The sequence below is a fragment of the Comamonas sp. FG99 genome (assembly GCF_057808605.1).
In genome coordinates, this window is the sequence record NZ_JBMDII010000025.1 from 25,676 (window position 1) to 38,905 (window position 13,230).

The window sequence follows — 13,230 nt, forward strand, 5'->3', positions numbered from 1 at the left end:
CGTTGCCCGAGGTACTGATGCCTTACATCCAAAAGGAGAAACCCATGGCAGAAAAGAAAGCGATCCTGGTCATTGGCGCGGGAGACGCTACCGGCAGCGCGATCGCCCGGCGGTTCGCACGCGAGGGCTATGTCGCCTGCGTCACCCGGCGCACGGCCGACAAGCTGCAGCCGCTCATCGATCAGATCCGAGCAGAAGGAGGCGAGGCGCATGGCTTTGGCTCCGATGCGCGCAAGGAAGACGAGGTGGTGGCCTTGGTGCAGAAGATCGAGGCCGAGATCGCGCCCATTGAAGTGGCGGTTTTCAATATAGGCGCGAACGTGCGCTTCGGCATTACCGAGACCACGGCGCGGGTGTATTACAAGGTCTGGGAGATGGCCTGCTTCGGCGGCTTCCTGATGGGCCGTGAAACGGCCAAGGCCATGCTGCCGCGCGGTCGTGGCACCATCATTTTCACCGGTGCCACCGCTAGCCTGCGTGGCCGCGACGGCTACGCGGCCTTCGCCGGCGCAAAACACGCGCTGCGCGCGCTGGCGCAGAGCATGGCACGGGAGCTTTGGCCCAAGGGCATCCATGTGGCACATCCGGTCGTGGACGGGGCGATCGATACGGAATTCATCCGCACCACATTTCCCGAGCGCTATGCATTCAAGGACCAGGGTGGGATCGTCAACCCCGAGCACATCGCCGATACCTACTGGCAACTGCACATGCAGCCACGCGACGCATGGACGCACGAAACAGAAATCAGGCCTTGGATGGAGCCATGGTGATGACACGCAATGACCTAGGTATCCGCCGTGCTCTCGACAACGGCATTCTGCAGCTGTCGTTCGAGCGGCCGGAGCGCAAGAATGCCATCACGCAAGCCATGTATACGGCGCTTGCCGACGCATTGCTCGAGGCCGACGATGCAGATGAGGTGCGTGTGGTTGTTCTGCATGGCAGCGAAACGGCTTTCACTGCCGGAAACGACATCGCTGATTTCGCCACAGCGCAAGCGGCCGAAGGCGAGCGCCCCTCGGCTCGTTTCATGCATGCCGTGGTCCAGTTGCGAAAGCCGCTGATCGCTGCGGTGAACGGCCCTGCGGTGGGCATCGGTGCAACGGTGCTGCTGCACTGCGACTTGGTTTATGCCGGCAGCAACGCAACGCTGCTCTTCCCCTTCGTCAAGCTGGGGCTGTGTCCGGAATTCGGCTCCAGCCTTTGGCTCGCGCGCCGCGTCGGCCTGCAGCAGGCCGCGCGCCTGCTTCTGCTGGCCGAACCCTGCAAGGCAGAGCAGGCGCTTGCGCTGGGCTTGGTGACCGAGGTGTTGGCGCCTGGCGAGTCGCTCGCGCATGCACTGGCCGCCGCAGCCCGGCTGGTAGCCGCCCCGCCTGACGCGGTGATGGCTACGCGCTGGCTGATACGCCAGTCCTTCGGGGATGAAACGCTGGCCCGCATCGGACTGGAGAACGAACACTTTGGCCGCTTGCGGCAAACCCCGCAGGCCCAGGCGGCGTTCGCCGCCTTCCTGAGCAAGGCCCGCCCCTGACACATAGCGCCGAAATCTTCTGAGGACACACCATGCATCCTGTAACCGTTCAATTCCTGTTCGACTTTGGCAGCCCGAATGCCTACCTGTGCCACAAGGTCCTGCCGCAGATCGAGGCCAGAACTGGCGCCAGCTTCGAGTATCTACCCATCCTGCTTGGCGGACTGTTCAAGATGGCCAACAACCGCTCGCCGGGGGAAGCCTATGCGCATATTCCCAACAAGCTTGCCTATGAACGCTTGGAAGTGCAGCGCTTTGTCGATCAACACGGCCTCGCCCGCTTTCAGCGCAATCCCCATTTCCCGGTCAACACGCTACAAATCATGCGCGGCGCGGTAGCGGCAAAGAAGCTTGGATGCTTTGAGCGCTATGTGGATGTGGTCTACGCAAGCATGTGGGAGCGTGGGCGCGATATGGCAGACCCGCAGATCATCGCCGCCGAGCTAGAAGCCGCCGGCCTCGATGCGCAGGCGCTTTTGGCGACTAGCCAGGATCCCGACGTCAAGGAACGCCTGCTACTGAATACCCAGGATGCGTACCATCGCGGCGCTTTCGGCAGCCCGACCTTCTTTGTCGGCGACGAGATTTTCTTCGGAAAAGACCGGCTGCGCGAAGTTGAGAACGAAATCATCCGCGCAAAAGCAGCCTGACCTTGATCCGCAGTGCGCCGCATTTGAGCGCGCGTTTCAACTCAATGAGGAGACCGTCATGGCACTTCCAAATATCCTTAGGAACAGGCTGCGAATTCCAGTGATCGCATCGCCCTTGTTCATTATCTCCAACCCAGATTTGGTGATTGCGCAATGCAAGGCTGGAGTCGTTGGCTCATTTCCGGCCCTTAACGCGCGCCCGGCTGAGCAGCTAGAGGTTTGGCTGGAGCGTATCACCACGGAATTGGCGGAATATGATCGCCAAAATCCCGATCGCCCATCAGCGCCATTTGCGGTTAACCAGATCGTGCATCGTTCCAATGATCGGCTGGAGCACGACATGCAGATTTGTGCCAAATTCAGGGTTCCGATTGTGATCACCTCTCTCGGGGCGCGCCCCGAGATCAATGCTGCCGTGCATGAGTGGGGCGGTATTGTTCTGCACGACGTCATTGACAATGCCTTTGCTAGAAAGGCCATTGAAAAAGGGGCAGATGGCCTGATTGCCGTGGCGGCGGGTGCGGGCGGGCATGCAGGGGGGCTTTCTCCCTTTGCATTGATCCAGGAAATCCGCGAGTGGTTTGATGGCCCTCTGGCTTTATCTGGAGCAATTGCCTCCGGACGTTCCGTTCTGTCAGCTCAAATCATGGGTGCTGACCTTGGTTATATGGGGTCGGCATTTATCGCCACCCAGGAAGCGAATGCCGCCCAGGGCTATAAAAAAATGATTGTGGATAGTGCCGCTGAGGATATTGTATACACAAATCTGATCACTGGGGTACACGGAAATTACCTTCGGCCGTCGATTGTCAACGCAGGCATGGACCCAGATAATCTGCCAACCAGCGATCCATCCAAGATGAATTTTGGATCTAATCGGGATAAACCAAAGGCATGGAAAGAAATATGGGGCTGTGGTCAGGGAATTGGCACAATTCGAGAAATCATGCCGGTCAAGCAATTTATTGATCAGCTGGTGAATGACTATTCGCAGGCCTGCACATCGGCTGCCAATATTGTCCGTGCAATTTAAGTGACTCTATGCGATCAGATATGGTAAGCTCAATTTATACGCTGGATTGATCATGGCTTTTTGAAATGCAATCAAATATTTTCGGAGACAATAGAATGAATTTTCAAAAGCGATCTATGGCTTGTCTACTATGGATGGCCATCGCAGGGGTGCCTGCCGCCAACGCACAGGATAAAACCGCTGCAGCCTGGCCTGTGCGCCCGATCAAGATCATCATTGGCTTTGCTCCTGGAGGCTCCACTGATACACCGATGCGTGTATTGGCCGAGTCGGCTTCGCGCATTCTTAAGCAAGCTGTTGTCATTGAGAACAAGCCGGGAGCAGGCGGCACTTTGCCTGCCATTGCAATGCAAACGGCTCCCAATGATGGTTATACGCTTGGCATTGCTTCACTCGGTGTGTATCGCTTGCCATATACAACGGAATTGAAATGGGATCCCGCTACGGATCTCACTTATATCATTGGCCTGACCGGTTATGCCTTCGGTGTGGTGGTCCCAGCGGCCTCGCCCATCAAAACTTGGAGCGACTATCTGGCTGCGGCCAAAGCCAGGCCTGGTCAACTGACCTACGGCACGCCCGGTGTCGCCACGACCAACCACTTGACGATGGAGCGCATTTCACGGTTGAGTGGCATCCAGTTGAATCATATTCCATATAAAGGAACCGCTGACTCCATTCAGGCCCTGCTTGGCCAGCAAATAGATTCAGCGGCAGAAACTTCCGCTTGGGCCCCCTATGTAAAAGATGGCAAGATGCGCCTGCTGGTCACTTGGGGGGGCAAGCGCATGGCCAGCTTCCCTGATGTACCCACTCTCAAGGAGGTCGGCATTCCCCTTGTGCAGACCTCGCATTGGGGGCTTGTCGCTCCCAAAGGGACTGACCCTGTCATTGTGGCCAAAATTCACGATGCGTTCAAATCGGCTATGGAGCAGCCGGAGTTCAGGCAGACGCTTGCGCGTTACGACATGGAGCCGGAATACCGCAGCCCCAAGGATTTCCATAAATTTGCAGTTGAAACCATGAGGCAAGAGAAGGAAATTCTGGATACTTTGCATTTAAGCAAGAAATGAGAATTCAAATTAAAACAAGAATGCCTATTCGGTGCTTTACTTGAGGAGTCTCATGAAAGACGTTTCAGACCGCACAGATGCTGGCCGGGCTTTGCCCACGGGCGCTGCAGTGATCGATACCGGCACAGCAGAGCTGCTTTGCGAGATTGTCGACCGGGTCGCTATTCTCACGATGAATCGTCCTGGGGCGCGCAATGCACTGTCTGGCAACATGTCCCCCGCCTTGCGGCGGATAATTGGCCAGTTGGGGCGCGATCCGTCCATTGGCGCACTGATTCTGACTGGCGCGGGAGCGGCATTTTGCGCCGGCGGGGACGTCAAGCGCATGGGTGATGCGGGCGAACCAGCTGTATCCATGTCGTTCGATGAACGGGTAATGCAATTGCAGCAGCGCCAGCAAACCCTCACGGGGGCACTGGCGAGCTTGCGCATTCCCACCATCGCATTGCTGGCTGGGCCAGCGGCTGGCGCCGGCCTTGCGCTGGCGCTGGCATGCGATCTTCGGATTGGGTCGACCTCGGCGTTTGTCACAACAGGATATGCGCGCATAGGCCTCAGCGGAGACTATGGCATCTCTTACCTTCTGACCCGCGCGGTCGGGTCGGCGCGGGCACGGGAACTTCTGTTTCTCTCCCGCCGTATTTCAGCAGAGCGCTGCGAGGCCATTGGCCTGTTCAATCAAGTGGTTGCGCCTGATGCGCTCTGGCGTACCGGCTTTGAGCTGGCACGAGAACTGGCCAACGGGCCAACATATGCCTTGCAGGCGATGAAAGACAATCTGGATGAGGCATGTCAGCTCGACCTTTCGACATCCCTGGACCATGAGGCCGAAAGAATGCTCCATTCCATGAGTCACCCCGACCACGCGAAGGCAGTGCGAGCCCATCTGAAAAGGAGAACGGCCCAGTGAATCACGCCGCTGCCCATCTGCACAAACGACTTGGCCATGGCCAATTCCCGCGGCGAGCGTTTTCACCCGCAGCATAGATGTTTACATAGCCATGCCCAAGCGCCACAAGCGCCTAAGGGCGCAGCGGCTACACTGCGTACTTTCCGCTATTGGATTGGTGTTTTGTGACATTTCCTTCGATGGCGCGCGCAGCCGCCGCCACTGCCGCCATGCTGTGCTGCTGGGCCGCACAGGCCGCCACACCGGTTTTCGTGCTCAATTCGCTGGACGCCAGCATCAGCGTGATCGATCCCACGCAGTGGAAAGAGATCAAGCGCATTCCCACCGGCAAGGAGCCGCACCATCTCTACCTCACGCCTGACGCCAAGTCCGTCGTGGTGGCCAATGCGCTGGCGGATTCGCTGACCTTCGTCGACCCCCGCACGGCCGAGGTGCAGCGCGTCATCCCTGGTATCTCCGACCCCTATCACCTGCGCTTTTCGCCAGACATGAAGTGGCTGGTCACGGCCGCCAACCGCCTGAACCATATCGACATCTACAGCTGGAACGGCACCGAGCCCAAGCTAGTCAAGCGGGTGGAGACGGGCAAGACGCCCAGCCACCTGTGGATAGACAGCAAGAGCACGACGATCTATTCGTCGATGCAGGACAGCGATGAGCTGGTGGCGATCGACATCCGCACCGGCGCGCTCAAGTGGCGCACCAAGACCGGCCCCATGCCAGCCGACATCTATGGCAGCCCGGACGGCAAGCTGCTGTTCGTGGGCCTGACCGGCAGCGATGGCGTGCAGGTGTTCGATGTGTCCGGCGCCGAGCCCAAGCTGGTGGTCCAGATCCCGACCGACAAGGGGGCGCACGCCTTCCGCGCCGCCGGCGACGGCCGGCATATCTATGTCAGCAACCGCGTGGCCAACACCATCAGCAAGATCGACATGCAGACGCTAAAGGCGGTGGACAAATACCCTGGCCCGAGCGGCCCGGACTGCATGGATGTGTCGGCCGACGGGCGCTACATCTATCTCAGCTCGCGCTGGGCCGGCAAGATGTCGGTGATCGATACGCAGACCCGCAAGGTGGTGAGCCAGGTCAAGGTTGGCAAATCGCCGCACGGGGTGTGGACCCTGGAGCACGCGGCACGCTGAGCGGAGGCAGGCATGCATGCAAGGCATTGGATTGCTGTGCTGGCAGCAGTTGTTTGCGCAGGCAGCGTGTGGGCCGAAGGGCAGCCCGCCGCCTGCACCAAGCCGGTGTACCTGACGCTGGACACCGGCCACATGGGCGTGGCCAACCAGATTGCCGAGGTGCTGCGGCGCGAGCAGGTCAAGGTCACCTTCTTCGCCGCCAACGAGCGCACGCAGCAGGGCGACGGCAGCCTGGGCGACTACTGGGCGCCGTGGTGGAAGGCGAGGGCGGCCGAAGGCCATGCTTTCGCATCGCACACCTGGTCGCATACCTATTGGCGCAGCGATGTGAAGACGGCCGCCGGGGCGCAGCCGCGCTTTCGCGTGCGGCCGTCGGCGGGCGAGCGGGCGGGGCAGGGCTTCGAGATGACGGCGGCGCAGTACTGCGCCGAGATCAAGCATTCGCAAGACCGGCTGCAGCAGATCACCGGAGCCAGGCCGCTGCCGCTGTTCCGGGCCCCGGGCGGCAAGACCTCGCCGGCGCTGCTGAAGGCGGCGCAGGCCTGCGGCTATGCGCATGTGGGCTGGTCGCCGGCCGGCTTCCTGGGCGACGAGCTGCCCAGCGACCGCTATCCGAACGCCCAGCTGCTTGCCAAGGCGCTGCGCGATATCCGGCCCGGCGACATCCTGCTGGCGCACCTGGGCATCTGGGACCGCAAGGACCCGTGGGCGCCCGCGGTGCTCGAGCCGCTGATCCAGGGATTGAAGCAAAAGGGTTATTGCTTTGCCACCTTGCGCGATCACCCGCAATATCGCGACTGGTTAGCTCACCACTGAAACGACCATGGACTGGTTCTCGACCCTTTTCGACAGCACCCAGCAATGGCTGTTCGAGCAGGTGCTGCAGCCGCTGATGTTCGCCGCCGGCCTGGCCAGCTACCTGGAGGACGGCTACACCGCCACGGGCTGGTTCCTGGTGGGCTGCCTGCAGCTGGCGGTGATGCTGGCGGTGATTGCGCCGCTGCAGCGCTGGCGGCCGGTGGAGCCGGTGACGGACCGCTGCGCCATCCGGGTGGACGTGATCTACACCCTGGTGCACCGGCTGGGCCTGTTTCGCGTGGCGCTGTTCTTCCTGGTCGATCCGCTGTGGGACCGCCTGGTGGGCGCGTTGCGCATGCAGGGCTTCCAGACCTGGCAACTCGACGGGCTGTGGCCGGGCGTGACGGATGTTGCCTGGGTCAGCCTGCTGCTCTACCTGGTGGCGTTCGACTTCGTGGAGTACTGGATTCACCGCGGCCAGCACCATTTCCGCTGGTGGTGGCAGCTGCATGCGCTGCATCACTCGCAGCGCCAGATGACCATGTGGAGCGACAACCGCAACCATCTGCTCGACGATCTGATCCATGACAGCATCATCGTGCTGGTGGCCCAGCTGATCGGCGTGCAGCCCGGCCAGTTCGTGGCGATCGTCGCGCTCACGCAGCTGAGCGAAAGCCTGCAGCATGCGAACCTGCGCCTGTGGTTCGGCCGCATCGGCGAGCGGCTGTGGATCAGCCCGCGCTTTCACCGTCGCCACCATGCGATCGGCATCGGGCACGAATCGGCGCAGCCGGGCACGGCCGCGCCGCGGCTCGGCGGCTGCAACTTCGGCGTGCTGCTGCCCTGGTGGGACATGCTGCTGGGCACCGCCAATTTCGATCTGCGCTACGACCCCACCGGCGTGCGCGACCAGGTGCAACCCAACCGCCAGGGCCGGCTGCGCGACTATGGCGGGGGCTTCTGGAGCCAGCAATGGCGCGGCATGCTGCGCCTGATCAACCGCGCTTGAGGAAATCCATGGCCAAAGGCTCGAATCTGATGTTGGACGCCTTCTGGCGCGCCGCCGCGTATTGCTTTCGCCCACCAGTGATCCTGCTGTCGCTGGCACCGCTGCTGGTGATGCTGGTGGTGGTGGGCGGCTGGAGCTATTTCTTCTGGTCGGCCAGCGTGGCCGCGGTGCAGCAGGTGATCGAGGGCAGCAGCTGGCTGGGCACGGTGCTGGGCTGGTTCGGCAGCGGCAGCTCGGCCGGCTTTGCCGCGGCGGTGGCGCCGTTCGCGGTGCTGGTGCTGATGACGCCGGCCGCGGCCATCCTGGCGGTGCTGGTGATCGCCTTCCTGATGTCGCCGGCGCTGGTGCGCATGGTGACCGAGCGGCGCTTTGCGCAGCTGGAAAAAAAGCGCGGCACCGGGCTGGTGGCCAGCGTGCTGTGGGCGCTCTATGCCACGCTGCTGGCCGGCATGGCCTTTGTGGTCACGATTCCGCTGTGGCTGATACCGCCGCTGGTGCTGATCGTGCCGCCCGTGATCTGGGGCTGGCTGACCTACCGCGTGATGAGCATGGACGCGCTGGCCGAGCATGCGAGCAAGGCCGAGCGCGATGCCATCTTGCGGCGCTACCGCTGGCCGCTGCTGCTGATGGGCGTGATCACCGGCTACATCGGCATCGCGCCCAGCATCGTCTGGGCCTCGGGCATCGTGTTCACCGTCGGTTTCGTGGTGCTGGTGCCGCTGGCGATCTGGATTTACGCGCTGACGTTTGCATTTTCTGCGCTCTGGTTCATCCACTTCTGCCTGGGCGCGCTGCAGCAGATGCGCGCCGATGCCGAACCACCGGCGCGAGAGCTTCCCGCCGCGCCTGTAGCGCCTGTAGCACCTGCATCCCGACTGCCTCCATCCCCATGAGCTACCGTTTTTCCGTTCTCATCATCGGCGATGAAATCCTGTCTGGCAAACGCCAGGACGGGCACTTGGCCAAGGCCATAGAAATCCTGGCCGAGCGCGGTCTGCAGCTGACGGGCGCCGAGTATGCCGGCGACGACCTCCAAGGCATTGCCGCGCGGCTAGCGCGCCTGTTCGCCAGCGGCGAGCAGGTGTTCAGCTTTGGCGGCATAGGCGCCACGCCCGACGACCACACCCGCCAGGCGGCGGCGCTGGCGCTGGGCCAGCCGCTGGCCTTGCACCCGCGTGCGGCCGAGCGCATCCGCGAACGCATACAGGACATGGCGCGCGAGAAGGGCGAGGCGTTCGAGCCCGAGCGCGCCGACAACCGCCAGCGCCTGCAGATGGGCGTGTTTCCCGAGCGGGCGCAGATCATCGAGAACCCCTACAACAAGATCCCGGGCTTCAGCTGCGCCGGCGCAACGGTGGGCGGCGTGGGCGGCTGGATCCATTTCCTGCCGGGCTTTCCGGTCATGGCCTGGCCGATGATGGCCGCGGTGCTCGATGCGCGCTATGCCGATGCCTTCCACCGCCAGGCGCTGACCGAGCGCTCGGTCAAGCTCTATGGCGCGATGGAGTCGGCGCTGGCGCCCTGCATGGTGGCGCTGGAGGCGCAGTTTCCGGCGGTCAAGGTGTTCAGCCTACCTTCCGTCGGCCATGCGGGCGAAGAGCCGCATATCGAGCTGGGCGTCAAGGGAGAGCCGCAGGCGGTCGCACAGGCCTGGCCGGTGCTGCGAGCACAATTGAACCAAAGTGGTGCAAGAATCGGCGCCGAAATGGTGCGAGAACTCAAATGATCAAAAAAACCATCAATCCGCACCATGTTGGTGCATATGATGGGTGGCAACCGCCTTGATGCCGAGTCATCGAGCTGGCACGCAAACTGCTTAAGATACCGCATACCAATTTTCAACCGAGCATATTCTTTTTTGGAGAATTCGATGGCCAAGACCGTTGCAGATGTGATGAGCATGGTGCAAGAGAACGAAGTCAAGTTCGTGGACTTCCGCTTCACCGATACCCGCGGCAAGCAGCAGCACGTGAGCGTGCCTGTGTCGCACTTTGACGAAGACAAGTTCACGTCTGGCCATGCATTCGACGGTTCGTCCATCGCCGGCTGGAAAGGCATCGAAGCCTCCGACATGCAGCTCATGCCCGATCCCAGCACCGCGGTGATCGACCCCTTCTTCGAAGAGCCCACGCTGGTGCTGACCTGCGACGTGATCGAGCCGGGCGACGGCAAGGCCTATGACCGCGATCCGCGTTCCATCGCCAAGCGCGCCGAGGCCTACCTGAAGGCCTCCGGCCTGGGTGACACCGCCTTCTTCGGCCCCGAGCCCGAGTTCTTCCTGTTCGACGGCGTGCGCTGGAGCACCGATCCGAACAACACCTTCTACGAAGTCGAAGAGTACGAAGCCCCCTGGAACACCGGCACCAAGCTCGAAGGCGGCAACCGCGGCCACCGTCCCACCGTCAAGGGCGGCTACTTCCCGGTGCCGCCGGTCGACAGCACGCACGACATGCGCGCCGAAATGGCCCTGGTGCTCGAATCCGTGGGCATCCCGGTCGAAGTGTTCCACCACGAAGTGGCCGGCGCCGGCCAGAACGAGATCGGCACCCGCTTCTCCACGCTGGTGGAGCGCGCCGACTGGACTATGCTGCAGAAGTACGTGATCCACAACGTGGCCAATGCCTACGGTAAGACCGCCACCTTCATGCCCAAGCCCTACCATGGCGATAACGGCTCGGGCATGCACGTGCACCAGTCCGTCTGGAAGGACGGCAAGAACTTGTTCGCCGGCGACGGCTATGCCGGCCTGTCGGACTACGCGCTGTACTACATTGGCGGCATCATCAAGCACGCCCGTGCGCTCAACGCCATCACCAACCCCGGCACCAACAGCTACAAGCGCCTGGTTCCGCACTTCGAAGCCCCGGTCAAGCTGGCCTACTCGGCCAAGAACCGCTCGGCCTCGATCCGCATTCCCTACGTGGCCAACCCCAAGGCGCGCCGCGTGGAGGCGCGCTTCCCCGATCCGCTGATGAACCCCTACCTGGGCTTTGCCGCACTGCTGATGGCTGGCCTGGATGGCGTGGAAAACAAGATCCATCCCGGCGAAGCCGCCACCAAGGATCTGTACCACCTGCCGCCCGAGGAAGACAAGCTGGTGCCCACCGTGTGCCACAGCCTCGACCAGGCGCTGGAAGAGCTGGACAAGGACCGTGCCTTCCTGACCAAGGGCGGCGTGTTCAGCGACAGCATGCTCGACGCCTACATCGAGCTGAAGATGAGCGAAGTCACGCGCATGCGCATGTCGGTGCACCCGGCCGAGTACGACATGTACTTCTCGCTGTAAACGCGGCGCAGATCCTCGAAGAAGCGGCCTTGTGCCGCTTTTTTCGTTGTGGCATCCGCCGCGCGGAACTGTCTTCGGCCCCGCGCCTCTTTACCCATACACTGTGCTTATTTGCAGTTGGGCCACCAGGCTTGATGGATACTTGCGGCCTGAAGTAGCGAGGGCATATGCCGTTATGTACAAGAAATTGCTGTTATTGGCCGCGATGACGGGCTGCGCGCATGCCGTGCTGGCCCAGGACAGGATCTACCGCTGCGGCAATGAGTACACCAACGACACCTCGCAAACCCGCAACCGCAACTGCAAGCCCATCGAAGGCGGCAATGTCACCGTGGTACAGGGCACGCGGCCAGCGGCGCATTCCGCTGCGGCCAAGCGGCCCGCGGGCGCCGCGCCGCGCCCGGCATCCGCAGGCGCACCGGCCAGCCCACCCAAGGCCAGCGCCGCCGAGCAGCGGGCGCGCGAATCCGATGCCCGGCTGATCCTCGACTCGGAGCTGCGCAAGGCCGAGACCCGCAAGGCCGAGCTGCAGCGCGACTACAACAATGGCGAGCCCCCGAAGAATGCCCTCGAAATGCGCAACCCCGCGCTCTACAGCCAGCGCCTTGCCGAGCTGAAGGCTGAGATAGCGCGGGTGGACAGCGATATCGCCGGCATCCAGCGCGAGCTCTCGCGCCTGCCGGCACCTTCGAACTGAATATGCCCCTACTCATACCACCGGCCGACCCTCTCTGGCTCGGCCTCGAGCAGATGGCGACGCTCGCCGCCGTGATCGGCCTGGACGGCACGGCGCTGCGCGTCAATGCCGCGCTGGAAGATGTGCTTGGCGTCTCGCGCCGGCAGATACTGGGCCACGACCTGGGCCTGTTCTTCCAGGACGACGAGCTGCTGTACCGCGCGCTGGTCGATGCGCGGGGGCAGCGTTTTTCGTCGCTGCGCTTCGAAGGGCAGCTCAGGCGCAGCCTGAATGAGGGCACGCCGGTGCACGTCAACCTGTCGTGGTGGCGCGAGGGCACGGAAATCCTGGTGGAGATGTGGCCCTTCGAGCAGCAGGTGCGCCAGGACCGCGAGGAGCGTGTGCGCGAACAGGCCATGGCCAACAAGGAGCTGATCCGCAACCTGGCGCACGAGATCAAGAACCCGCTGGGCGGCATCCGCGGCGCGGCCCAGCTGCTCGACATGGATCTGCCCGACCCGGCGCTCAAGGAGTACACCGAGGTCATCATCCACGAGGCCGACCGCCTGCAAAGCCTGGTCGACCGGCTGCTGGAGCCGCACCGCCACCCCCACACCGTGGACGACATCAACATCCACGAGGTCTGCGAGCGCGTCTGCCAGCTGGTGATGCTGGAGTACCCGCGCCTGCAGCTGGAGCGCGACTACGACGCCTCGCTGCCCGAAATCCGCGGCGACCGCGAGCAGCTGATCCAGGCGATGCTCAACATCGTGCGCAATGCCGCGCAGGCGCTGGAGCCGCAGATGCAGGACGACAGCGGCCCGGGCGCGGCCCGGATCACGCTGCGCACCCGCATTGCGCGCCAGCTCACGCTGGGGCGCAAACGCCATAAGTTGGCATTGGAATTGCATGTGATCGACAACGGGCCCGGCATTCCAGCGGAGATCAAGGAGCGCATCTTCTATCCCCTGGTGACGGGCCGCGAGGGAGGCACGGGGCTGGGCCTGCCGCTGGCACAGACCTTTGTGCAGCGGCACGAAGGCCTGATCGAATGCGAGAGCGAGCCGGGACATACGGACTTTCGCATCCTGCTGCCATTGACTGGATAGCCGTAGTTAG

Annotated in this window: 14 protein-coding genes; all 14 read left to right on the plus strand. The window is 62.5% G+C overall.

What is annotated here, in order from left to right; translation table 11 throughout:
* Positions 1 to 44 precede the first annotated feature (44 nt).
* On the plus strand, positions 45 to 773 hold the full coding sequence (locus ACODRX_RS16920) for an SDR family oxidoreductase (RefSeq protein WP_488872700.1): 729 nt from the start codon (positions 45 to 47) through the stop codon (positions 771 to 773).
* A complete protein-coding gene (locus ACODRX_RS16925) occupies positions 767 to 1,534 on the plus strand; it encodes an enoyl-CoA hydratase-related protein (RefSeq protein ID WP_488872701.1) in 768 nt (255 codons plus the stop codon). The genes ACODRX_RS16920 and ACODRX_RS16925 overlap by 7 nt, the downstream gene beginning before the upstream one ends.
* A 32-nt stretch (positions 1,535 to 1,566) precedes the next feature.
* The gene (locus ACODRX_RS16930; protein ID WP_488872702.1) at positions 1,567 to 2,184 is read left to right on the plus strand and encodes a 2-hydroxychromene-2-carboxylate isomerase; all 618 of its coding nucleotides are present in this window, start codon (positions 1,567 to 1,569) and stop codon (positions 2,182 to 2,184) included.
* Between the two features lie 58 nt (positions 2,185 to 2,242).
* Positions 2,243 to 3,217, plus strand: a complete 975-nt coding sequence (locus tag ACODRX_RS16935; protein WP_488872703.1) for an NAD(P)H-dependent flavin oxidoreductase — start codon at positions 2,243 to 2,245, stop codon at positions 3,215 to 3,217.
* Positions 3,218 to 3,312: 95 nt separating this feature from the next.
* Complete coding sequence (locus tag ACODRX_RS16940; protein WP_488872704.1) at positions 3,313 to 4,290, plus strand: tripartite tricarboxylate transporter substrate binding protein; 978 nt, start codon at positions 3,313 to 3,315, stop codon at positions 4,288 to 4,290.
* Between the two features lie 52 nt (positions 4,291 to 4,342).
* Positions 4,343 to 5,200 carry an enoyl-CoA hydratase-related protein gene (locus ACODRX_RS16945; RefSeq protein ID WP_488872705.1) on the plus strand — a complete coding sequence of 286 codons (858 nt, stop codon included), beginning with the start codon at positions 4,343 to 4,345 and terminating at the stop codon, positions 5,198 to 5,200.
* 179 nt (positions 5,201 to 5,379) lie between these two features.
* Positions 5,380 to 6,342, plus strand: coding sequence for a YncE family protein (locus tag ACODRX_RS16950; protein WP_488872763.1), 963 nt, complete (start codon positions 5,380 to 5,382; stop codon positions 6,340 to 6,342).
* Between the two features lie 12 nt (positions 6,343 to 6,354).
* On the plus strand, positions 6,355 to 7,158 hold the full coding sequence (locus tag ACODRX_RS16955; protein WP_488872706.1) for a polysaccharide deacetylase family protein: 804 nt from the start codon (positions 6,355 to 6,357) through the stop codon (positions 7,156 to 7,158).
* A 7-nt stretch (positions 7,159 to 7,165) separates the two neighbouring features.
* Complete coding sequence (locus ACODRX_RS16960; protein ID WP_488872707.1) at positions 7,166 to 8,149, plus strand: sterol desaturase family protein; 984 nt, start codon at positions 7,166 to 7,168, stop codon at positions 8,147 to 8,149.
* A gap of 29 nt (positions 8,150 to 8,178) precedes the next feature.
* Positions 8,179 to 9,042 carry an EI24 domain-containing protein gene (locus ACODRX_RS16965; RefSeq protein ID WP_488872708.1) on the plus strand — a complete coding sequence of 288 codons (864 nt, stop codon included), beginning with the start codon at positions 8,179 to 8,181 and terminating at the stop codon, positions 9,040 to 9,042.
* The gene (locus tag ACODRX_RS16970) at positions 9,039 to 9,875 is read left to right on the plus strand and encodes a competence/damage-inducible protein A (RefSeq protein ID WP_488872709.1); all 837 of its coding nucleotides are present in this window, start codon (positions 9,039 to 9,041) and stop codon (positions 9,873 to 9,875) included. The genes ACODRX_RS16965 and ACODRX_RS16970 overlap by 4 nt, the downstream gene beginning before the upstream one ends.
* A 144-nt stretch (positions 9,876 to 10,019) precedes the next feature.
* Complete coding sequence (glnA, locus tag ACODRX_RS16975) at positions 10,020 to 11,435, plus strand: type I glutamate--ammonia ligase (RefSeq protein WP_488872710.1); 1,416 nt, start codon at positions 10,020 to 10,022, stop codon at positions 11,433 to 11,435.
* Positions 11,436 to 11,610: 175 nt separating this feature from the next.
* The gene (locus tag ACODRX_RS16980; protein WP_488872711.1) at positions 11,611 to 12,132 is read left to right on the plus strand and encodes a hypothetical protein; all 522 of its coding nucleotides are present in this window, start codon (positions 11,611 to 11,613) and stop codon (positions 12,130 to 12,132) included.
* A 53-nt stretch (positions 12,133 to 12,185) separates the two neighbouring features.
* Positions 12,186 to 13,220 (plus strand): nitrogen regulation protein NR(II), encoded by a 1,035-nt coding sequence (glnL, locus tag ACODRX_RS16985; RefSeq protein WP_488872764.1) that lies wholly within the window; start codon positions 12,186 to 12,188, stop codon positions 13,218 to 13,220.
* Positions 13,221 to 13,230 lie beyond the last annotated feature (10 nt).

Excerpts from the sequence above, each read along its gene's own strand:
- ACODRX_RS16960 (WP_488872707.1), top strand. The coding sequence starts at position 7,166 with ATGGACTGGTTCTCGACCCTTTTCGACAGCACCCAGCAATGGCTGTTC.
- ACODRX_RS16965 (WP_488872708.1), top strand. The coding sequence starts at position 8,179 with ATGTTGGACGCCTTCTGGCGCGCCGCCGCGTATTGCTTTCGCCCACCA.
- glnL (WP_488872764.1), top strand. The coding sequence starts at position 12,186 with ATGGCGACGCTCGCCGCCGTGATCGGCCTGGACGGCACGGCGCTGCGC.
- ACODRX_RS16935 (WP_488872703.1), top strand. The coding sequence starts at position 2,243 with ATGGCACTTCCAAATATCCTTAGGAACAGGCTGCGAATTCCAGTGATC.
- ACODRX_RS16940 (WP_488872704.1), top strand. The coding sequence starts at position 3,313 with ATGAATTTTCAAAAGCGATCTATGGCTTGTCTACTATGGATGGCCATC.
- ACODRX_RS16955 (WP_488872706.1), top strand. The coding sequence starts at position 6,355 with ATGCATGCAAGGCATTGGATTGCTGTGCTGGCAGCAGTTGTTTGCGCA.
- ACODRX_RS16920 (WP_488872700.1), top strand. The coding sequence starts at position 45 with ATGGCAGAAAAGAAAGCGATCCTGGTCATTGGCGCGGGAGACGCTACC.
- ACODRX_RS16945 (WP_488872705.1), top strand. The coding sequence starts at position 4,343 with ATGAAAGACGTTTCAGACCGCACAGATGCTGGCCGGGCTTTGCCCACG.
- ACODRX_RS16970 (WP_488872709.1), top strand. The coding sequence starts at position 9,039 with ATGAGCTACCGTTTTTCCGTTCTCATCATCGGCGATGAAATCCTGTCT.
- glnA (WP_488872710.1), top strand. The coding sequence starts at position 10,020 with ATGGCCAAGACCGTTGCAGATGTGATGAGCATGGTGCAAGAGAACGAA.
- ACODRX_RS16925 (WP_488872701.1), top strand. The coding sequence starts at position 767 with ATGGTGATGACACGCAATGACCTAGGTATCCGCCGTGCTCTCGACAAC.
- ACODRX_RS16980 (WP_488872711.1), top strand. The coding sequence starts at position 11,611 with ATGTACAAGAAATTGCTGTTATTGGCCGCGATGACGGGCTGCGCGCAT.
- ACODRX_RS16930 (WP_488872702.1), top strand. The coding sequence starts at position 1,567 with ATGCATCCTGTAACCGTTCAATTCCTGTTCGACTTTGGCAGCCCGAAT.
- ACODRX_RS16950 (WP_488872763.1), top strand. The coding sequence starts at position 5,380 with ATGGCGCGCGCAGCCGCCGCCACTGCCGCCATGCTGTGCTGCTGGGCC.